Below are 21,728 nucleotides of genomic sequence, written 5' to 3' on the forward strand. Positions count from 1 at the left end.
AACGAATCAATATCTTTCAAAAGAACGATATTTTCACCAAGGGGGACGTCTACCCTTTTTTAGCCAGAAAATAAGAGCAATTTTTTTCATTTAACTATTGACATTTATTAGCTGGACTTCATGTATCTGGTGTATGCGCGAAACGCAGATGGTATTGCATATTTTTTATCGGATTCTCTCTTATCCGCAAACAGGAACTTTTCCCTAGGTGCTTCTTCCAGGGAGGATACGGCGATACGATAGGCGCACATTCTCCATTCAATATGGGAAAAAATGTGCTTCGCATCCGGCAGTGCTTCGATCCTTAAGGGTTCCAGTCCCATATCTTTCACCTGGGCAAGCGCTGCCTTTTTGGTCAGGTGTCCTTCCACATTGGGAAGTTCATAAAGGCCTGCCAGAAGTCCTGTATCCGGGCGTTTCCGGATCGCTGTGCTGGCCCCGTCCTGGATCACAAGGACTGTGCGCTGTTCTATGGTGCGAGCTTTTTTCGGTGCTTTTACCGGAAGTTCTTCTACAGTTCCGTGTTTTCTGGCAAGACAGAACTGCCCAAGGGGACATTCTTCACACTTCGCCGTTCCGTTTGGAACACAGACTACAGCTCCCAGTTCCATCATGGCCTGGTTGAAATCCCCTGGCCGATCCTTAGGCATCCGCTCTGTAAGCTCGTTTTCCACGGCTTTCCGCACAGACTGTTTCATGATATCTCCCCTGTTTTCGGTCAGTCTTGCATATACCCGCAGCACATTTCCATCTACTGCCGGGACTTTCTTCCCATAGGCAATGGACGCAATGGCACCTGCCGTATATCTTCCTATTCCTTTTAACGAGAGAAGTGTCTCAAAGTCTTCAGGAATCCTGCCATCATATTCTTCCATGACCTGAATGGCCGCTTTCTGCATATTGCGAACACGGCTGTAATAACCAAGGCCTTCCCACAGCTTGACGATCCGCTCTTCCGGCGCTGCTGCAAGGGCTTCCACATCGGGAAGTTCCTGGATAAACCGTGCAAAATAAGGTTTCACAGCTTCCACCCGGGTCTGCTGGAGCATGATCTCTGATACCCAGGTATAATAGGCATTATTCTTATCACGCCAGGGCAGGATCCTCTTGTTTTTATCGTACCATTTCAGAAGGGGTTCTGCAATGTTTTCGGTCATATTGTTTCCTTTCTATAATTTCACCGGTACCGGATCACAGATCTTCATGGAATCTTCCGTGATGGCGCAGTCATAGGCCAGGATATGGACACCGGCATCTGCTGCCTCCTTAAGTGTTTCTCCGAACTTCGGATGTGTCTCCCGGTTCGGTTCAAAATACCGTACGTCCTTCATCTGGATTACCAGAAGAAGGTAGGCTTCATAGCCGTCAGCTGCCGCCTTCATCAGTTCGTAAAGATGCTTGATCCCACGCTCTGTAGGCGCGTCCGGAAAACGCACGATATTATTTTCTTCCAGGGTGACGCCTTTTACCTCGATAAAAGCCTTCCGCTCTTCGGATTCCACATACAGGTCAAAACGGGAGTTTCCGTATGTCTTCTCACGCCTGACCGTCACTTCCTCCGGAAAAAGGTTTCCGGCTGCCACCCACTCTTCTGCTGCTTTATTTGGGGCCTGGGAATCCATATTGATCCAGCGGCCCCCTTTGTTCACACAAATCAGATCGTATTTCGTTTTTCTGGCAGGGTTGTCACTCTTTTCCAGGATCACTTCCGTTTCCGGAACAAGAAGTTCCCGGCATCTGCCTGTGTTCTTTACGTGAACCGTCTCCAGCTGATCCCCGATCTGTACATGGGCGATAAACCGGTTGGGCCTGTCTTTGAAAATACCTCTGATCGTATTTTTATAGTTCATATTTTTTCCCTCGTATCTTTTACTATAACATAAAATCTTCAAAAGCGCAGTTGCTTTTTTTTCTTTTCTCATATAGAATTGTTTTGTACTATGTCCAGTACAAAGGGTTGCTTTTTTACATATTACAGATTTTTTGGGAGGTTTTTCTGATGGACAGTATTATTTTTGATGTTGACGGTACGCTCTGGGATTCCACCGGGATCGTAGCTGAGGCCTGGAGTGATTACCTTATCCATACGGAGCACATGGATACCGACGTAAGCGCCAAACGACTGATGGGGCTTTTCGGCCAGCTGCTGCCGGATATAGCAAAGACTCTTTTCCCTGAGCTTCCGGAAGCAGAACAGCTTCGTATCATCGACGGCTGCTGCCAGGCAGAGCACGAGGCACTGCTTCGCAAATGTGCTCCGCTGTATCCGGATCTTGAGAAAACACTGAAGATTCTTTCCAGCCGTTTTCCTCTTTTTATCGTCAGTAACTGCCAGGCCGGATATATTGAAGTGTTCCTGAAATCCACAGGCTTTGGCCACTATTTCAAGGGCCATCTCTGTCCCGGTGACACCGGCATGGCCAAAGCGGAAAATATCATGAAGATCCGCGAGGATAATAATCTTTCCGATCCGGTTTATATCGGTGATACTATAGGAGACTTTAATGCCTGCCGGAAAGCAGGAGTTCCTTTTATCTTTGCTGAATACGGTTTCGGTCAGGTGGATAAACCGGATTACCGGATCACCAGGCCTTTTGACCTTACGGAGATATGCAGATGAGTATGAAAAGATCAAAATCCATAGACCTTACTTCCGGTCCAATCCTGAAAACTCTTGCGGAACTGGCCCTTCCTATCATGGCCTCGTCCTTTCTGGGAACTGCCTATAATATCACGGACATGGCCTGGATCGGGCTTCTGGGATCCAAGGCAGTTGCCGGTGTGGGGGTAGGCGGCATGTATGTGTGGCTTTCCCAGGGACTGGTCGCCCTTCCCCGAATGGGAGGACAGGTAAACACAGCCCAGGCCTGCGGCAGGAAAGATTATAAAGAGGCACGTTCCTACGCGGCCAGTGCCCTGCAGATGACCATTCTCTTCGGTCTCTTATTTGCTGTGGCAAGCATCGTTTTTCTCGATCCGCTGATCGGATTTTTTAATCTGGCAGACCCTGATGCCTATGCTTCTGCCAGATCTTATATGCTGATCACCTGCGGACTGATCATTTTTTCCTTCCTGAACCTGACCCTCACCGGACTTTTTACAGCCCAGGGAGATTCCAGGTCTCCGCTGATGGCCAATTTTCTTGGACTTGTGGGAAATATGCTCCTGGATCCGCTCCTGATCCTTGGCATTGGACCTTTTCCACGGCTTGAAACGGCAGGTGCTGCCATTGCCACAGTAACTGCACAGTTCCTGGTTTTTGCAGTGCTGATTTTCCGGATCTTTACTTCCGGGCTGGAAACAAATGTACTTCGTGAACTTCATCTTTTTTCACGTTTTCCGGGAAAATTTTATAAAAATATCTTCCGCATTGGTTTTCCAACCGCTATCCAGAGCATGATCTACTGCATGATCTCCATGGTACTGACCAGAATGGTTTCCGCCTTCGGTGCTGCTGCCATCGCTGTCCAGCGTGTGGGCGGGCAGATCGAATCTGTTTCCTGGAATACCGCAGATGGTTTTGCCTCTGCATTAAATGCATTTACCGCACAGAATTTCGGTGCAAAAAAATACGACCGCATCCGCCATGGATACCGCATTTCTTTCGGCATCCTGGCAATCTGGGGTCTTATTATAACTGCATCTTTTGTGCTGCTTCCACGCCCGATCTCCGGTCTGTTTTTCCATGATCCGGAATCCCTTGGAATTTCCGTAAATTACCTGACTATCATCGGTTTCAGTGAAGCTTTTATGGCTATCGAGCTTATGACCATCGGTGCGCTGTCCGGCCTTGGAATGACGAAGCTCTGCAGTATCATCAGTATTATCCTGACTGGTTCCAGAATTCCACTGGCTATGCTGCTGACCCATGCGGGAATGGGACTTGATGGTATTTGGTGGGCACTTTCCCTTACTTCTATTGTGAAAGGTATCGTCTTTACGCTGACATTCCGGCATACCAGCCATACAAAATTAAAATAATTTTTCCCACATCAGGGACAAAAAGGACTCCCCGTAAATACAGGAATCATGCGGATACAGATTCCTTATTTACGGGGAGTCCTTTTTATTTTCTTCCTTATTTTTTCAGGCATTTTGTTCTGAGAACAAACAGATATACCGCAAGTATCACAAACAGCACAACCACATAAACAATCTTCGCTGTCACACTTGTGGTAAACGCATCAATTCCTGTTGCGATTCCAATCAGAATCAGACCGATTCCGGAAACTTTTTCCATTTTTTTCTCATCATACTTCTGCGCTCTGGCCTGGGTGTTTCCACCTTTCATAAAAACAGAACCATGGCCGGTAAGAATCATAATACCAATTACCAGTGCCGCAATTGCCAGTATGTAACTGAATGACTGGTCAAACATAATTATTTTCCTCCTTATAAATAACAGGAGCCCTGCACCGGATCACCGGCTGGCTCCTGTCTGATTTTAACCGAATATCCGCTTGATATGGGTTCGATCAATAGAAACAGATAATCGGAACATTGTACTGAATAATATTGTAAAGTTCTCCTGCCTTATCCGGTGGCATATTGATACAGCCGTGGGAACCTCCTGTAAGATACCGGTCACCACCAAAGTATGGCTGCCAGTCTGCATCGTGGAATCCAATTCCCCCGTTAAACGGCATCCAGTAGGTTACCGGCTGTTCATAGGAATATGTTCCATCTGCCTTCTTGGTACCACGGAGCACATCCGGGCTCTTCTTATAATACAGGGTAAAGATTCCTGGAGGCGTTTTCCTCTCCGGATCACTTGCAAGTCCGGATACAATATCGGACTCAAAAATCACACTTCCATCCTGATAATACCGCATATACTGTTCTGTAAGATCTACTTCAATGTAAGTATTTCCAAGATCGTTGGCACCATGAGAATTGGCTGTCATGGAATACACCGGCTCTCTTGTTGTCTGTGTACCGGACTGAATCTCCTGGGTAAGCTGTGCTACTTCTGCATCCTGATCAATCTTCCATCCATATGCAGAACCATATACCGATACGGTTCTTCCACTTGTGGTCTGGAACTGTCTCTCAGTGCCTACCGTATCATGAGAAGCGGCAAGTTGTGCTACATAATCCACAATATGCTGTTTAAAAGACGCATCGTCCTGTATCAGCTGTCCTTTTTCATCAAACTGCAGCCAGTCCTTAATAGTGCTTCCATCAAGTGTTACTGTCTCATCTCCAAATGTATAGGTGATGCTTGCTTTTGCGAAGTTATTATATGCATCTACCGTTGCCTGAAGATCTGCACTGTCACTGGTAACATCCGCTGTGACATATGCATCCGGATTACTGCCCAGATCTACTTCTGCATCATCACTGCTGATGGCTTCGCTGATCATCTGGTATGCTTCCTTCACCTTCAGCTCCGTGCCCTCGGTTTCCGGCACAATGGTAAATTCTGAATTGTTAAAACTTACATATGCATTCTCCGGCGCCACCTGGTTTTCTTTCTGTGCACAGTTCAGTGCTTTCACCTGTGTTTCCAGCTTACTCTTGTCAAAAGCTGTTTCTTCCTTGGCTGTGTAAGTGGTTTCTCCAAAAAATCCCTTCACCCACTCATATGGCTTCTGAGATTTCAGGAGTTTCAGAATTTCGCCACTGGATATATAGCGATAATCAATATCTGATCCTGTAATGGTCTGTGATTCCTGATCTCTCGCTTTTACCTCGATGGTATAGTTCTCCATCTTGCTGGCAATCTCCTGCTCCACCTCATAGGCAGTCTTGTTGGAACTGTCAATTCCGTTGATCGTTGTCCCTTCAAAAAAGTGGTTCGTGTAATAATAAGACACTCCGGCATATGCACAGCCGGCTGCTACCAGAACCATGGCCGCGATCATTCCGGTTACTTTTAACGCCTTATGCTTCTTTTTTTGGGGGAGAACGATTGGGGCAAATTCAGATTCATCAATCGGCACATACGTGATCTTCTTCGGTCTTGCCGACTTGGAAGGTCTCGCTGACTTCGAAGGCCGGGCAGACTTTTGAGAAGCAGATGCATCTGATTTTTTCTCAGGCTGGGCATCTCCGACTGTATCGCTGACAATCTTGGCCATGGCATCATTGATTTTATCTTCGATATCCCTCTTCTCCTCGTTGCTCATATTTTTATTTCACCTCTATGTTTATGTGTCTTTCGAAAAGACACCTTTCCATTGATACTTTCCGGGCTGATCTGTACTTATGTACACAGATCAGTTACCAGCTTTTTCATTATATCATACTTTCTGGAAATTGCATCTCATTTCACGGTTTTTTTATAACTTATTTGTACCGTACAATTTCCGGGACATATCTTTCATAACATAGAAATACATAACCCAGAGAAGCACCGTTGCAAAAATCCATGCCACCGGACTTGCCAGACAGGTGCCAATATAGCTGCTTCTTCCTGCCGCAATCGTAGCTGTGATTCCTCTTCCCGCAAGTTCTGCCACGCCGGCCATCATAGGAAGAAGACCATATCCCATTCCCTGGATTCCGTTTCTAAGTACATTGACAAAATACAGCGGAATAAAGAACAACGCCACACATTTTACATAGATTGCTACCATAGGAAGCACTTCTTCAATGTTATCCGAGATAAACAGATATGCAAAATATTTGCCAGCAAAGAACAGAAAACCTCCCACAATAATCGAGTATACAATTCCGATAAAATGGGAAGCCCGGAATCCTTCCCTCACTCTTTCAAGCTTTCCGGCTCCGATATTCTGTGCGTTATAGGTAGCGCTGGCAGTTCCCTGTGCCACAAATGCCTGGGTAAAAATCTGCTCGATCTTACTTCCTGCGGTAAATGCTGCCACTGCATAGGAACCCAACATATTTAAGGCAGACTGTACCATCATGGTTCCGATCGCTGTAATGGAATACTGAAGTCCCATGGGAATTCCAACACCAATCTGCTTGAAGGCAAGACTGCGCCGGAAATACCAGTCTTCTTTTTTCATGCGGAGTTCCGGCACAAATTTCCAAATATACAGAAGGCATAAAACTCCGGATACTCCCTGGGAAATAATGGTAGCCCAGGCTGCTCCGGGCGCTCCCAGCTTAAACACTATGATAAATACAAGATCCAGCACGATATTCAGCATCGCAGATAAGATCAGAAAATACAGTGGTATCTTACTGTTTCCCAGTGCACGGAGGATACTGGCCAGAATATTATATAAAGCCTGGGCAAAAATACCTCCGCAGATGATCATAACGTAAGCATATGCATCGTTAAAAATATCATCTGGTGTATGCATGAATTTCAGAAGTGCATGCATGCCTGTCATGCTGATTGCTGTCATAACTGCGGAAATCACTGCTGTCAGAATCAGTGCGTTACCTACTGTCTGGCGCATCTCATCCATTTTTCCCGCACCATATTTCTGCGCGGTCAGTACGGTAAAGCCGGCAGTCAGTCCCAGAAGAAAACCTATGATCAGAAAGATGATGGTTCCTGTTGAGCCCACTGCCGCCAGTGCCTTTGTTCCTACAAATTTTCCTACAACCACCGCATCTACCATATTGTAGAACTGCTGAAATACATTACCAATAAATACCGGGATCGTAAATCCCAGGAGCACTTTTACCGGTTTGCCCTGTGTCATGTCTGTTTTCATGAAATATTCTTTTCCCCCAAATTACCCAAAAGTTACCTGTTTTTATGTATCAGAGGGATTATAGTTGAAATGGAATGATTTTACAAGATGATTTTGAAAAAATTTTTTATGTGTGGAAACAGAAACAAGGAAATACAAAAAATCCCCGCAGATCTGTGAAAATCTGCGGGGATTCCATAATATCTTATTTATTTCTCAACAAGAAGAGACTCTCCTGTCATTTCCTTCGGCTGCTCTATGCCCATAAGCTGGATCAGTGTCGGAACGATGTCTGCAAGGCATCCGTTCTCACGAAGTGTGTATTTCGGATCTGCGTTTACCAGGATAAACGGAACCGGGTTGGTTGTATGAGCTGTCCATGGCTCACCTGTCTCATAGTTTACAAGCTGTTCTGCGTTACCGTGGTCAGCACAGATAAAGAGCTGTCCGTCAACCTCTTTGATTGCCTCTACAGCCTTACCTACACACTCATCAACAGTCTCAACAGCCTTGATTGCAGCTGCCTCAACACCTGTGTGGCCAACCATATCCGGGTTTGCGAAGTTGATGATGATCACATCATATTTGTCAGATTTGATCGCCTCTACAAGTTTCTCGCAAACTTCCGGTGCGCTCATCTCCGGCTGCATATCGTAGGTCGGAACCTTCGGGGATTTTACAAGGATTCGATCCTCTCCCTTGTTCGGCTCCTCAACGCCACCGTTGAAGAAGAAGGTAACATGTGCATATTTCTCTGTCTCAGCGATACGTGCCTGTGTCATATCATGAGCTGCAAGGTACTCACCGAATGTATTGTGAAGAAGAACTTTGTGGAATGCTACCAGTTTGTTCTGGATAGTATCGTCATACTCTGTGAAGCATACGAATGTGGTATCCAGTCTCTTAGCTCTCTCAAAGCCTTTGAAATCATCATCACAGAAAGCTCTTGTGATCTCTCTTGCACGGTCCGGACGGAAGTTGAAGAATACAACGGAATCCTTATCGGAAATCGTTGCAACCGGTTTTCCGTCTTTCTCGATAACTGTCGGAAGTACGAACTCATCTGTCTTGTCATCGTCATAGGAAGCCTGAACTGCTGCTGCAGCGTCTGTTCCCTTTACGCCTTCGCCCTGTGTAAGTGCTTTGTATGCAAGCTCAACACGATCCCAGCGATTATCACGGTCCATTGCATAGTAACGTCCGGAGATCACACCGATCTCACCAACGCCGATCTCTTTCATCTTGGCTTCCAGCTGCTCTACAAACTCTTTACCGGATGCAGGCGGTGTGTCACGTCCGTCCAGGAAGCAGTGTACATAAACTTTCTTGAGACCTTCTCTCTTGGCCATCTCAAGAAGTCCGTAGAGATGTGTGTTGTGGCTGTGTACACCACCGTCAGAAAGAAGTCCCATGAAATGGATTGCAGAATCGTTCTCTTTTGCGTTCTTCATTGCAGCGAGAAGTGCCTCGTTCTTGAAGAAATCTCCGTCCTGAATCTCTTTTGTGATTCTTGTAAGCTCCTGGTATACGATACGGCCTGCGCCCATATTCATATGACCAACCTCGGAGTTACCCATCTGTCCGTCCGGAAGACCTACAGCAAGACCGCTGGCATTACCTTTTACAAACGGATAATCTTTCATAAGTCCGTCCATAACCGGTGTCTTCGCCTCATATACAGCATTTCCGTCATGTCTGTCATTGAGTCCGTATCCATCAAGGATCATTAAAACTGTTGGTTTTTTACTCATAATTTTCCCCTTCTTATCTTTGATCGAAGTTCCATCCGGCGTAAGCTTCCGGTGATCCGGAAATGTCCTGCGCCATCTGGGATTCTTTTGTTTTCCATTTTATATAGTACCAAAATCCAGGAATTTTGCAACGCTTTTTTTATTTCTCATATACACGGATCATGGAAGAAATCTTTCTTACAGATGCACTGTTCTCCAGCTCTTCCTTGACCTTAAAGAAAGCTCCCTCACTTACCAGCTTGGTGATCACAACAACCTCTGCAGTATCCGGTCTCTTGCTCTCTTTCTGCATGATCTGTGCGACACTTGCCTGATATTTTGCAAAGTGCTCCAGGATCTCTGCCAGCACACCGCAACGGTCCTCAACCTGCAGACGGAGGAAGTAACGGTTGTGGGTATCTGCCATGGCTTTTACAGGAAGTGTCTTATAGCAGGTGCAGCCCACACGGCCGCAGCAGTCTGCCTTCATGTTGCGGACTACCTCAAATACATCTCCAACAACCGCACTTGCTGTTGGAAGTTCTCCTGCTCCACGTCCGTAGAACATAGTATCACCTACAGCATCTCCATGTACAAATACTGCATTGTAGGAATCATTGACAGATGCAAGAGGATGCTCTGCAGGGATCAGCATTGGGCATACATAGGCCTCAACGCCATCCTCCTGGCAGCGGGCAACACCCAGAAGTTTGATCTCACAGCCCATTTCCTTGGCGTAACGGATATCTTTCGCTGTGATCTTGGTGATTCCCTCGATATGAACATTGTCAAGGGTAACTCTGGAATTAAAAGCAACAGAAGCAAGGATCGCTACCTTTCTTCCTGCATCAATTCCTTCTATATCTGCAGTCGGATCTGCCTCTGCATATCCAAGCTCTGTGGCAAGGGCAAGGGCATCGGAAAATTCCATTCCTTCCTGGGACATCTTGGTAAGGATAAAGTTCGTAGTTCCGTTTACGATTCCCATAACTTCCGTTACATGGTTGGCCTCGAGGCTATTCTTAAGCGGGCTGATAATCGGAATTCCTCCGGCAACAGCAGCCTCAAACAGGAAATCTTTCTGTGCAGCCTTGGCAGTTTCCAGAATCTCTTTTCCGTGAACTGCGATCAGGTCTTTATTTGCAGTTACTACATTCTTTCCGGCTTTCAGTGCTGCAAGAATGTAAGTACGGGCCGGCTCAATTCCACCGATCAGCTCGATCACAATATCAATAGAAGGATCTCCTTCGATATCTGCCCAGTCTGTTGTAAGAACAGATGGATCTTCTACTTTTTTAGATGCTTTTTCGAGGTTACGCACCAGGATCTTTGTGATCTTTACCTGACATCCAAGCTTGGCTGTCATTTCCTGCTCCTGATTTTTGATAACTTTATAGACTCCGGTTCCTACTGTTCCAAGACCAAGAAGGGCCGCATTTACGACTTTTTCGCTCATTTTCTGATGTCCCCTTTCCGTTTTTTCCAATTTTTATCAGAGTTAACTCCTATGTTATGGCAGAAAACGCTTTTTGTCAAGCTCCGGCAGCGGAAGGAGTTCCAGCCAGCTGCCAAAAATTCCGACAATCAATTCCTGTACCATAGCTTTGGAGTGAGGCTCCATTTTATCCAGCTGTCGTACCATGGCAGCCAGACTTTTCAGGCCTCCATCCTGAATCTGGGAAATCGTATCCGCGCCGGTGGCCTCAAGCACAGAAAAAAGTTCTCCTATCAGATGTGCCCTTTCCTCTTCATTCATAGTATCAATCCATTTGTGAAGACTCCGGTCTGATGCCGCCGCCCTCCTTGTCAGTGTTTCTTTCTGAATAAAAGACGGCCCCATCACCTCCCAGGTAAAAGCATCGTGCTGCAGGATGCCTTTCTGACTGCTTGCCACGATCAGCGGTTCTTTCTGATGCGTAAGAAGCATACCGATCACAGATGCCTCCGGTATAATACGGGTGACTTTTGGCAAAACCTTCTCCACTCTCTCAGGGCTGAAAAATTCCTCCGGAAATCCTGGTCCGTCGTTATCGTAAACAGAAAGAATCTTCTCCTGAAGTATTTCATTACACTGCATGGCAGCATACATAGCCAGATTACCACCTTTGGAATGTCCTCCGATACGCAACATGGACTGCAGATAGGTTCCGTGTTCTTCCAGATATTCCAGAGCTTTTCTGTGGGATGGAACAACTCCATTGCTCAAATTAAAATCCTCTTTCCATCCCACAATCGTATCATCGGTTCCCCGGAAAGATATATAGGATGTTCCATCTCCCAGCCCGATCATCACTGCCGCAAACTGCTGTGCCTGTCTGGACAGAATTTCATTCACAAATCCTCCCACTATGCATTCCCGGAATCGTTTCGAACGGGCCATCTTTTCAAGAAGAACCGGCGTATTCTGCAAAAACGCACTTTCTGCTTTCATATCCTGTTCTTTTTTTTCTGTGGAAAATCTCTCTGAGAGATCCTTTATGCAAAGAGTATCTCCATTTTTCAGCTCGGTTATCTCATCCAGATCCAGATAGGAAAAGCATGACAGTATCAGATTGTCAACTTCATTAAACGGTGACTGTTCAAAAGTAAGGTCCCCTCTCCAGTCAAGATAATCCAGAATATTTCCCATAAAACCCTCCACAAATAATCACATAAGCGTCTTCCGCACAGTTACAGTCTTTCTTTCTATTATAATACATAACTGTCCGGTTTCATCCATCCTCTGTTTTTCTTTATCATACCATAAAACCTGATTATTTGCCCTGTTTATCCAGTTTTTTCCTGAGATAGATAATGTAATGAATACAGCCACAGGTAAAAGCCGGAAACAGAATTGACAGGCCTGCTGCTGACACTACATAAATTACAGCTCCTTTTCCATTCTGCGGTGCTCCGGCCACAAAACAATAGAACATGGTAGTCGAAAAATATATGGTAACCGCCAATGAAAAAAATACCTTCAAAAATTTCCTCATTGTTTCTCCTTTCCATAGTGTCTCTATAAGGACACTGTTGTGATTCCAATTTTACATTCATAATAAGATTAATTCAAGGACGAATCGGACAGGATAAACATATGATAAAGTATGACAGATTTTGGGTCACAATGAAAGAACGAGGTATTACTCAGTATGATCTTTATGAACACTATGAAATTACCCGTTCTCTTCTGGACAGGCTTAGAAAAAACAAAAACATTGAAATTTTTACAATAGACAGGTTGTGTTCCATTCTTCACTGTGATATTGAAGATATCGTAGAACATATTCCTGATCCGGATGAAATGAATAATAATCCAAAAGAAATTTCGGAGAAAAACAGTTCTTCCTCCGAAAATAAGAAAAACTCTCTCTGAGCATAAACACCGAATTTTTATTTCTGCGTATTTATGTCAGAGAGAGTTTTTTTTGACAAATAGATTTTCCATTATTCCACAAAAAAAAGGGGCCGAAGCCCCTTTCTTTGTTTATTCTTATTTGTAGTTTACGATCTTTCCGAAATCTGGTTTCAGGGAAGCGCCACCTACAAGACCGCCGTCGATGTCAGCCTGAGCAAATAAGTCAGGAGCTGTTGCAGCGTTTACAGATCCGCCGTACTGGATACGAATCTCTGCTGCTGTAGCGTCATCATAGATCTCAGCGATGCATTTACGAATATCAGCGCAAACTTCCTGAGCCTGCTCTGTTGTAGCTGTCTTACCTGTTCCGATAGCCCAGATCGGCTCGTAAGCGATAACTGCTGTCTTAGCCTGATCAGCTGTAACACCCTGGAATCCAACCTTAACCTGCTGACGGATGAAGTCCATTGTTACGCCCTGCTCTCTCTGAGTAAGTGTCTCACCGCAGCACATGATCGGTGTGATACCATGCTCGAAAGCTTTGAGCATTTTTTTGTTAACGTCTTCGTTTGTCTCACCGAAGTACTCTCTTCTCTCGGAATGTCCAAGTACTACGTACTTAACGCCTGCATCTACGAGCATAGCCGGAGCGATCTCTCCTGTGTAAGCACCTTTCTCCTCGAAGTACATGTTCTCAGCACCAACCTGGATGTTTGTTCCTTTAGCTGCCTCAACAACAGGGATGATGTCGATAGCCGGTACGCAGAATACTACGTCAACTTCATCGTTAACAACAAGCGGTTTTAAAGTCTCAACAAGCTTTACAGCCTCGCTTGGTGTCATGTTCATTTTCCAGTTTCCAGCAATAATTTTCTTTCTTGCCATTGTTTTTATCTCCTTTTTGTGTTCGTGGAACACTTTATTTTTTATCAGTCTTTATCGTTAGCTGCTGCTACACCTGGGAGCTCTTTGCCCTCAAGGAACTCAAGAGAAGCACCGCCACCTGTAGAGATGTGTGTCATCTTGTCACCATATCCAAGGATATTTACAGCTGCTGCAGAATCACCACCACCGATGATTGTTGTTGCGTCTGTCTCAGCAAGAGCTTTTGCAACTGCCTCTGTACCATGTGCGAAGTTTGGCATCTCGAAGCATCCCATCGGTCCGTTCCATACAACTGTCTTAGCATCTTTTACAGCATCTGCAAAGATTTTCTCTGTCTCTGTTCCGATATCCATTCCTTCCCATCCGTCCGGAATCTCACCACGTTTTACGATCTGGATGTTGCAGTCGTTGGAGAAGTCATCACCGATTCTGTTATCTACAGGAAGAAGAAGTTTTACACCTTTCTCCTCTGCTTTCTTCATCATGTCGAGAGCATACTGAAGGTAATCATCCTCGCAAAGGGATCTTCCGATATGTCCGCCCATAGCTTTGGAGAATGTATAGGACATTCCACCACCGATGATCAGTGTGTCTACCTTGTCAAGAAGGTTGTTGATAACGGAGATCTTGCTGGAAACCTTAGCACCGCCAAGGATTGCAACGAATGGTCTCTCCGGATTGTTTACAGCGTTTCCGAGGAAATCGATCTCTTTCTGCATCAGATATCCTACAACTGCTGTTTTCACATATTTGGTAACACCTACGTTGGAGCAGTGAGCTCTGTGAGCAGTTCCGAATGCATCGTTTACGAATACATCGCAGAGGGAAGCAAGATCTTCGCTGAACTTGTCTTCGTTCTTTGTCTCTTCTGCACGGTAACGTGTGTTCTCAAGAAGAACTACATCACCATCTTTCATCTCTGCTACAGCAGCTTTTGCGTTCGGTCCTACTACCTCAGGATCTGCTGCAAATTTAACTTCCTGGCCAAGAAGCTCGGAAAGACGAACTGCTACAGGTGCAAGAGAAAGCTCCGGTTTCGGCTCTCCCTTCGGTTTTCCAAGGTGGGAGCAGAGGATAACTTTTCCGCCGTCTGCGATCAGTTTCTTGATTGTAGGAAGAGCAGCTACAAGACGGTTCTCATCTGTGATCTTTCCGTCCTGAAGCGGAACGTTGAAGTCGCATCTTACAAGTACTTTCTGTCCTTTTACATTGATATCGTCAACACTTTTTTTGTTCAGCATCTCTATATCTCCTTAACTTTTATTTCTGCAAAAGCAGATGAATAAGGGCGAGCGGTATTGTTGTCCGCTCTGTTAACAGTCATTTCCTCAGACATTTTTTTGTTTGGTCTTTTGGAAAAAAAGGGCCCGGTCCTCTTCAGACCGGACCCTTTCTGAGTCTATTCTTCTACACCCGTTCGCAGAAAATTAAGCGTTCAGAAGTTTTCCGAAGTGCTTGATTGTACGAACCATCTGGCTTGTGTAGGAGTTCTCGTTGTCATACCAGGAAACTACCTGAACCTCTGTTGTGCCATTCTCAAGTGGAAGTACCATTGTCTGAGTAGCATCGAAGAGGGAACCAAATCTCATACCAACGATATCGCTGGATACGATCTCATCCTCGTTGTATCCGAAGGACTCATTGGAAGCTGCTTTCATAGCTGCGTTGATCTGCTCTTTAGTAACGTTTCCTTCAACTACTGCTGTAAGGATTGTTGTAGAACCTGTTGGGGTAGGTACACGCTGTGCAGAACCGATAAGTTTGCCGTTAAGCTCTGGGATAACAAGTCCGATAGCTTTAGCAGCACCTGTGCTGTTCGGAACGATGTTAACTGCAGCTGCACGGGATCTTCTCAGATCGCCTTTTCTCTGCGGTCCGTCAAGTGTCATCTGATCGCCTGTGTAAGCGTGGATTGTGCACATGATACCGGATTTGATCGGTGCAAGATCGTTAAGAGCCTTAGCCATTGGTGCAAGGCAGTTTGTTGTACAGGAAGCTGCGGAGATGATCTTGTCCTCGTTTGTAAGACCCTGATGGTTTACGTTGTAAACGATTGTCTTAAGGTCGTTTCCAGCCGGAGCGGAAATAACTACGTGCTTAGCACCTGCATCGATATGAGCCTGAGCTTTGTCTTTGGATGTGTAGAAACCTGTGCACTCAAGAACTACGTCTACACCGATCTCTCCCCATGGAAGCTCTGCAGCGTTAGCCTTAGCATAGATTTTGATCTCTTTTCCGTCTACTGTGATGGAATCCTCGCCTGCTGTTACTTTATCAGCAAGAGCATATCTTCCCTGTGTAGAATCATATTTTAATAAGTGAGCAAGCATCTTAGGAGATGTAAGATCGTTGATTGCTACGATCTCAAATCCTTCTGCTCCAAACATCTGACGGAATGCAAGACGACCGATACGTCCAAAACCATTAATTGCAACTTTTACTGCCATGATAAATTCCTCCTATGAATTGAATGGTGATTTAAATCGTTCCTTTGTTAAAGAAACATCAACCTGTCTCATATTGTACCTAATTCCAAACAAAAATTCAAGAGCTATTTATAAAAAAGCACATTAAAATAAATATTAAGAAAATTTCCGAAAAATGTGTTATAATTCTGTGAGAGAAATTTCTGTCCTGCCAGCTGTAACACAACAAGCAGGTACAGCAGCTGTTACACACTACACAGACTTGAATATGGAGGTACAAAATGGGCCAGAAAATTTTATGGGACTGCCATATGCACTCCTCTTTTTCCGCAGATTCCGAAACACCCATGGAAAATATGATCCAGGCCGCAGTTGATAATGGTCTTACAGGAATCTGTTTTACGGAACACCTTGATCCGGATTACCCGGAAACGCCGGAAAATCTGGACTTTTCCCTGGATATCCCGGCATACCGCCAGCGTCTTTTTGAACTGGCTGATGCTTTTCGGGACCAGATCACTGTAAATTTCGGAATCGAACTTGGACTTCAGCCCCATCTTTCTGAATCTTTCTCCGGACTTCTGAAAGAAATCCCCTTCGATTTTGTTATTGGTTCTTCTCATGTCGTACACGGATACGATCCCTATTATCCTTCTTATTTTGAGGGACGGAAAGAATCCGCCTGCTATATGGAATATTTTGAATCCATTCTGGAAAATGTCGCTGCCTTTGATGAAATGGATGTCTACGGACATATTGATTATGTGGTGCGTTACGGCCCCAATCAGAACCGTCAGTACTCTTATGGCCGCTATAAAGAAATCCTGGATGAAATTCTCCGCACACTGATCCGTAAGAACATTGGAATCGAATTAAATACCGGCGGTTATCACTACGGCCTTGGCGAGCCAAATCCATGTGTAAATGTAATCCGCCGCTATCATGAACTTGGCGGTGAAATTATTACCATCGGTGCAGACGCCCACACCCCGGATAAAATCGCCTATGCTTTTGACAAAGCAGCAGATGTTCTCCGTGAATGCGGCTTTTCCTATTATACTGTGTTTAAAAACCGTCAGCCGGTTTTCCATAAGCTGTAGATCTATTTCTCTCTCCGGTCAGAGAGTTTACATTTTTATACCGAAAATACCATTTATCTAAGGAGGAACTCTATATGTCAACAAAAAGACTCCAGAAAAAGAAAGCTGCCATGCAGGCAAAAAAAGAACAGCAGCTGAAGAAAAATACAGTTGCTGCTAAAATTGAAACTTCTAAGACAGAACCACCGAAAGTAGGAACAAGCAAAACCGAACCGGTCAAAGTCGAGACTTCCAAGACTGAGCCACTCAAGGTGGAAACCTCCAAGACCGAGCCAATCAAAGTCGAGACTTCCAAGACCGAGCCGATCAAGGTGGAAACCTCAAAAACCGAACCGATCAAAGTCACAACTGCAAAGACCGAACCGGCAAAAGTAACTACTTCCAAAACAGAACCTCTGAAAGTTGAGACTTCCAAAGAAGACACCGCCTACGATGCCCTCTACGAGAAACGCCTGAACCACTACTACAATGATCTGAAATGGCTCTACTGCGAGCTGTTCCGTAATCATCCGGAGGTTTCCGGCACATTCTCAAGCCTCACAAAGAAGATGAAAGAGATCTACCGTGAGCGTTCTCTTTCCATGAAAGAAGCTGACCAGAACTGTGCTGCGGATCCGGAATGGTTCCGTAAGACCACGTTCACCGGAATGGCTGTAAATCCTGCGGATTTCGCAGATACCCTTGCCGGACTGTCCAGTAAGCTGGACTATATCAGTGAATGCAAGGCAGACACTCTGTACCTGACAGATCTTTTCCAGGCAACTTCCAACTGCTCTCTTCGCATTATCCCGGAGATTGGAAGTTCAGAAGATCTGCACGACCTTGCAGTTAACTGCCAGAAAGCAGGTATCCGCCTGGCTCTTGAAATCCCGTTAAGCCTTTCTGTGGACGACCCACAGTCCGGTGCTCCATGTGTACTTCAGACTCCGGCCTTTTTCAATGCAATGCTTCTCCAGATCCTGGAACTTGCAAATGAGGGGGCTTCTGTATTCAGCCTTGGTGTCCTCCCTGTGATGAACAGCGAAAACCTCTGGAAGCTGCATTCCCTTCTCCGTATGACACGAATGGTCTGCGAGATCGTATGCCCAGGAGTCCTTCTCCTTGGCGAGACAGACCGCACCCCTTCCGAAGCAGCTGCATTCGGCGGAACTTCCGATATGCCGGAACTTCACATTGTAAACAGCACACAGCTGATGTCCGATATCTGGCACACGGTTGCCACAAAGGATACTGCTCTTCTCCGCCACGGAATTGATAAGACTGCCAATCTTCCACAGGCACCGGTATTTCAGAATTATCTCCGCAACCGCAACACGGTACGCTGGAATCTGGACTATGATTTTCTGAAAGACAGCTTTATCACAGAAGGCCCTCACAGAGATTATCTGAATGAATTCCTCGCCGGTCTTTTCCCGGATTCTTTTGCCCGGGGCGAGATCTATGTAAATCCGGAAACCGAAGAAGCAGAACTCTGTGGAACAACTGCCTCCCTTGCAGGAATCGAACGTTTTGATTATGAAGGAAATGCCGATGGTGTCAGCCGCGGAATCCGCTATGACGTAACACTCCACGCACTGCTTCTTTCCCTTCCAGGAATTCCGGTACTTCGAAGCGGTGACGAAGTCGGACAACTGAACGATTACACCTACAAAACCGACACTTCCAAGGCTTCTGATCCCCGCTGGCTCCACAACGGACGCTTCAACTGGACACTTGCCCAGAACAGAGCCGATGCCGAAACGATCCAGGGACGTATCTTTAACAGCCTAGAACAGCTGGAATCCATCCGCGCCAGCCATCCGGTATTTGCACCAGATGTTCCTGCACACACACTGGAAACCTGGGAAAAATCCCTCCTTGCCCTGGTAAAAGAAACTTCTGAAGAAAAACTGATCTGCATCTACAACTTCAGCGACCAGGACAAAGTAGCCTGGATCAACGAGCAGGACGGTACTTACACAGATCTCCTTACCGGAGTTCAGAGAGACGCTCAGGCCGTAGAGCTCCCTGCCTTTGGATTTATCTGGCTTATGCATACGAAATAACGATTTCCACCCAAAAGGACACTGCCCGTAAAATGGCAGTGTCCTTTTACATTTCTCATATTTTTTATTTTCTCAGCTTATCAATGAATGCGGCAAATTTCCCCTGCTCTCCCTTATCCAGCGAACGGCTGTAGATATTCTTGATCCAGGCCGTAATCACATCGATCAGGATCGGAGAAAACGTCATCAGAAGGAATACCAGAATGATCATTCCAAATTCCAGGGATCCCAGAGTCAGCAGATTCTGCAGAATCACGGCTGCCCCGAAAAAGATCACCTGCATACTGTAAATAATCACCTTACGATAGGTATTCAAAGGTGCGTAAACCGTCTTAAGTGCCGCCATATAATTCCAACCTGTTACAAGCACACAAGCCGTATTCAGCATTGCATTGGAATGATATACATTCTGACATACCAGCATCACGCTGAACACACAGCCTGTGATCGTCACAGCGGCCGGAAATGCATTCATAAACACGTGACGCAAAAATGTGTGGTCAATCTTCTCATAATTGTTCTCCTGGGCCAGAAGAAACGTAGGAATGCCAACTGCACAGGCACTGATCAGAGACATCTGAATCGGTTCAAAAGGATAGGAATCCCCAAAGAAGATCGTGATCAGTGACAGCAGCACGGAAAAAATCGTCTTGATCAGAAACATGGATGCTGCAGTACGGATATTATTTACAACCCGTCGTCCCTGATTCACGATCTCCGGCATCGCCGCAAAATTGGAATCCAGCAATACCACATTTGCAATATTCTTGGCCGCATCACTACCCTCAGCCATGGCAATACTACAGTCTGCCTCTTTAAGAGCCAGAACATCGTTTACGCCATCACCGGTCATTGCAACCGTATGCTTCTGTGCCTGCAAAGACTTCACCATCGCCTGCTTCTGCTGCGGTGTCACACGTCCGAACACACTGTATATTGCAACTGCCTCGTCCATCTGTTCCTGGGTTGTGATCGTTGTTGCATCTACATACTGCTCCGCATTTTTAAGGCCTGCACGTCTGGCAATGGCAGAAACCGTCACCGGATCATCTCCGGAGATCACTTTCAGATCCACGCCCTGGCTCTCAAAATATGCCAGCGTATCCGGTGCCTCTGCACGGATCACATCCGTAAGAAGCAGAAGTCCGATGGGTTCAAGTCCTGCCGGGATCTCCGTGCCTTCATTTACATTCTCACTGTGAGCAACAACCAGAACACGAAGTCCCTCTTTCGCAAAACCACTACAATATTCTGCCAGCTGGGGATTTCCTTCCGGGAAAAGAAACTGCACAGCGCCCATCAGATAAGTGCCTGTATCTTTAAAAGCTGCTCCACTGTACTTTCTGTCGGAAGAGAACGGGATCACATGATCCAGTTCCATATCCTGGGATACTTTAAATCTTGCACGGAGGGCATCGGCAGTGGCATTCTGATCTTTCAGCACAGAAAGAAGATTTCCCATGATATGTTCAATTTCCTGAATCTTCGCCGGATCTTCCTGACTGTGCTCCTCTGTACCATCTTCTGAATTCTCCTCTTGTGAGAGAATCGAACTCTCATCCTCTTTTGCGATTGCTTCTGATGCGGAAACTGCAGAAGTCTCATCATACACTGGCGGATAGCTCTCCACCGCTTCCACACACATAGTACCCTCTGTGATGGTTCCTGTCTTATCCAGACAGAGTGTATCCACACGTGCAAGAGTCTCAATACAGTACAATTCCTGCACCAGCGTTTTCTTCTGAGCCAGCTTCAGGGCTCCCAGGGTCAGTGCCACACTGGTAAGGAGAACAAGTCCCTCTGGGATCATTCCAAGAACTGCCGCAACCATATTGACAACAGAATCCCGGATATTATCTCCCACAAAATAATACTGTTTATAAAAAAGCATCGCACCCAGTGGTACGATAATAATACTGATCACCTTCAGAATAGCATTCAGGGAATTTCGAAGCTCTGAATTATGGCGTTTGAATTCCTTGGCCTCACTGGTGATCCTTGACGCATAGTTGTCACTTCCTACATGGATGATCTGGCAGCACGCCTGTCCCGCTGTCACAAAACTTCCAGAAAAAAGCTCATCTCCCGGATTCTTCGGAAGATTGTCCGCCTCACCGGTAAGCAGAGATTCATTGACCTCCAGGTTTCCTTCCAGGATCTTCGCATCTGCTGGGACCTGTTCTCCGGCCTTCAGAAAGATCAGGTCATCGACAACCAGCTTCTCTGTAGAAATTTTCCATTTTTTTCCTTCACGCAGAACAACCGTCTTGGATTCTGTCAGGATCGCCAGCTTGTCAATGGTCTTCTTGGCACGGATCTCCTGAATGATTCCGATTACGGTATTAATAAAAATGATTCCTACAAACATGGAGTTTTTGTAGGAACCAACCAGCAGTACGAGAACCAGCAGCACCAGGTTCAGAAAATTGAAGAATGTCAGTGTATTCTCCAGAATGATCTGTTTATATGTCCTGGTGTTGGGGTTTTCGTTATTATTTACCTGGCCCTGCGCAATTCTTTCCTGAACTTCTTCGTTCGTAAGTCCTGTCATGCTTCTTACTTACCTGTCCTTTCAATGGCTTACGGTTTCTG

Annotated in this window: 18 protein-coding genes; 5 read left to right on the top strand and 13 right to left on the bottom strand. The window is 45.7% G+C overall.

What is annotated here, in order from left to right:
* Nucleotides 1–107 precede the first annotated feature (107 nt).
* Nucleotides 108–1,157, bottom strand: a complete 1,050-nt coding sequence (gene mutY / locus KQI39_RS17425) for an A/G-specific adenine glycosylase (protein ID WP_253293181.1) — start codon at nucleotides 1,155–1,157, stop codon at nucleotides 108–110.
* Nucleotides 1,158–1,169: 12 nt separating this feature from the next.
* Nucleotides 1,170–1,850, bottom strand: coding sequence for a DNA/RNA nuclease SfsA (gene sfsA / locus KQI39_RS17430; protein WP_173762881.1), 681 nt, complete (start codon nucleotides 1,848–1,850; stop codon nucleotides 1,170–1,172).
* A gap of 149 nt (nucleotides 1,851–1,999) precedes the next feature.
* On the opposite strand from sfsA, the gene KQI39_RS13080 reads away from it, so the two are divergent.
* Both KQI39_RS13080 and KQI39_RS13085 read left to right on the top strand, forming a co-directional pair.
* Nucleotides 2,000–2,620 carry an HAD family hydrolase gene (locus KQI39_RS13080; RefSeq protein WP_216418900.1) on the top strand — a complete coding sequence of 207 codons (621 nt, stop codon included), beginning with the start codon at nucleotides 2,000–2,002 and terminating at the stop codon, nucleotides 2,618–2,620.
* A gap of 2 nt (nucleotides 2,621–2,622) precedes the next feature.
* Nucleotides 2,623–3,981, top strand: a complete 1,359-nt coding sequence (locus KQI39_RS13085) for an MATE family efflux transporter (protein ID WP_216418939.1) — start codon at nucleotides 2,623–2,625, stop codon at nucleotides 3,979–3,981.
* A gap of 97 nt (nucleotides 3,982–4,078) precedes the next feature.
* Here the strand turns inward: KQI39_RS13085 and KQI39_RS13090 are convergent, their stop codons facing one another.
* From KQI39_RS13090 to KQI39_RS13120, 7 genes are all read right to left on the bottom strand, one after another.
* Nucleotides 4,079–4,378 (bottom strand): DUF3784 domain-containing protein, encoded by a 300-nt coding sequence (locus KQI39_RS13090; protein WP_148447416.1) that lies wholly within the window; start codon nucleotides 4,376–4,378, stop codon nucleotides 4,079–4,081.
* A 97-nt stretch (nucleotides 4,379–4,475) separates the two neighbouring features.
* Nucleotides 4,476–6,128, bottom strand: a complete 1,653-nt coding sequence (locus KQI39_RS13095) for a L,D-transpeptidase family protein (protein WP_253293183.1) — start codon at nucleotides 6,126–6,128, stop codon at nucleotides 4,476–4,478.
* 153 nt (nucleotides 6,129–6,281) lie between these two features.
* Nucleotides 6,282–7,634, bottom strand: a complete 1,353-nt coding sequence (locus KQI39_RS13100) for an MATE family efflux transporter (RefSeq protein WP_216418903.1) — start codon at nucleotides 7,632–7,634, stop codon at nucleotides 6,282–6,284.
* 188 nt (nucleotides 7,635–7,822) lie between these two features.
* On the bottom strand, nucleotides 7,823–9,364 hold the full coding sequence (gene gpmI / locus KQI39_RS13105) for a 2,3-bisphosphoglycerate-independent phosphoglycerate mutase (protein WP_216418905.1): 1,542 nt from the start codon (nucleotides 9,362–9,364) through the stop codon (nucleotides 7,823–7,825).
* A 139-nt stretch (nucleotides 9,365–9,503) separates the two neighbouring features.
* Nucleotides 9,504–10,799 (bottom strand): homoserine dehydrogenase, encoded by a 1,296-nt coding sequence (locus KQI39_RS13110; RefSeq protein ID WP_148447422.1) that lies wholly within the window; start codon nucleotides 10,797–10,799, stop codon nucleotides 9,504–9,506.
* Nucleotides 10,800–10,853: 54 nt separating this feature from the next.
* The gene (locus KQI39_RS13115; RefSeq protein ID WP_148447424.1) at nucleotides 10,854–11,972 is read right to left on the bottom strand and encodes an Mbeg1-like protein; all 1,119 of its coding nucleotides are present in this window, start codon (nucleotides 11,970–11,972) and stop codon (nucleotides 10,854–10,856) included.
* A 124-nt stretch (nucleotides 11,973–12,096) separates the two neighbouring features.
* Nucleotides 12,097–12,318 carry a hypothetical protein gene (locus tag KQI39_RS13120; RefSeq protein WP_173762877.1) on the bottom strand — a complete coding sequence of 74 codons (222 nt, stop codon included), beginning with the start codon at nucleotides 12,316–12,318 and terminating at the stop codon, nucleotides 12,097–12,099.
* Between the two features lie 101 nt (nucleotides 12,319–12,419).
* Here KQI39_RS13120 and KQI39_RS13125 point away from each other — a divergent pair, with 101 nt between their 5' ends.
* Complete coding sequence (locus KQI39_RS13125; RefSeq protein ID WP_148447428.1) at nucleotides 12,420–12,698, top strand: helix-turn-helix domain-containing protein; 279 nt, start codon at nucleotides 12,420–12,422, stop codon at nucleotides 12,696–12,698.
* 117 nt (nucleotides 12,699–12,815) lie between these two features.
* Here KQI39_RS13125 and tpiA read toward each other — a convergent pair whose 3' ends face one another.
* The 3 genes from tpiA to gap form a co-directional block, all read right to left on the bottom strand.
* Nucleotides 12,816–13,565: a triose-phosphate isomerase gene (gene tpiA / locus KQI39_RS13130; protein WP_015527001.1), complete on the bottom strand. Its 750-nt coding sequence runs from the start codon at nucleotides 13,563–13,565 to the stop codon at nucleotides 12,816–12,818.
* Nucleotides 13,566–13,609: 44 nt separating this feature from the next.
* On the bottom strand, nucleotides 13,610–14,806 hold the full coding sequence (locus KQI39_RS13135; RefSeq protein ID WP_216418907.1) for a phosphoglycerate kinase: 1,197 nt from the start codon (nucleotides 14,804–14,806) through the stop codon (nucleotides 13,610–13,612).
* Nucleotides 14,807–14,992: 186 nt separating this feature from the next.
* Nucleotides 14,993–16,012 carry a type I glyceraldehyde-3-phosphate dehydrogenase gene (gap, locus tag KQI39_RS13140; RefSeq protein WP_021652276.1) on the bottom strand — a complete coding sequence of 340 codons (1,020 nt, stop codon included), beginning with the start codon at nucleotides 16,010–16,012 and terminating at the stop codon, nucleotides 14,993–14,995.
* A gap of 260 nt (nucleotides 16,013–16,272) precedes the next feature.
* Between gap and KQI39_RS13145 the strand changes: the two genes are divergently transcribed.
* Both KQI39_RS13145 and KQI39_RS13150 read left to right on the top strand, forming a co-directional pair.
* The gene (locus KQI39_RS13145) at nucleotides 16,273–17,091 is read left to right on the top strand and encodes a histidinol-phosphatase HisJ family protein (protein WP_173762876.1); all 819 of its coding nucleotides are present in this window, start codon (nucleotides 16,273–16,275) and stop codon (nucleotides 17,089–17,091) included.
* Nucleotides 17,092–17,165: 74 nt separating this feature from the next.
* Nucleotides 17,166–19,136, top strand: coding sequence for a hypothetical protein (locus KQI39_RS13150; protein WP_216418909.1), 1,971 nt, complete (start codon nucleotides 17,166–17,168; stop codon nucleotides 19,134–19,136).
* Between the two features lie 64 nt (nucleotides 19,137–19,200).
* Here the strand turns inward: KQI39_RS13150 and KQI39_RS13155 are convergent, their stop codons facing one another.
* A complete protein-coding gene (locus KQI39_RS13155) occupies nucleotides 19,201–21,687 on the bottom strand; it encodes a cation-translocating P-type ATPase (RefSeq protein ID WP_216418911.1) in 2,487 nt (828 codons plus the stop codon).
* Between the last annotated feature and the right edge of the window lie 41 nt (nucleotides 21,688–21,728).

Origin of the sequence: Blautia sp. MSJ-36 (assembly GCF_018917985.1) — a bacterium.
Taxonomy (GTDB): domain Bacteria; phylum Bacillota; class Clostridia; order Lachnospirales; family Lachnospiraceae; genus Blautia_A.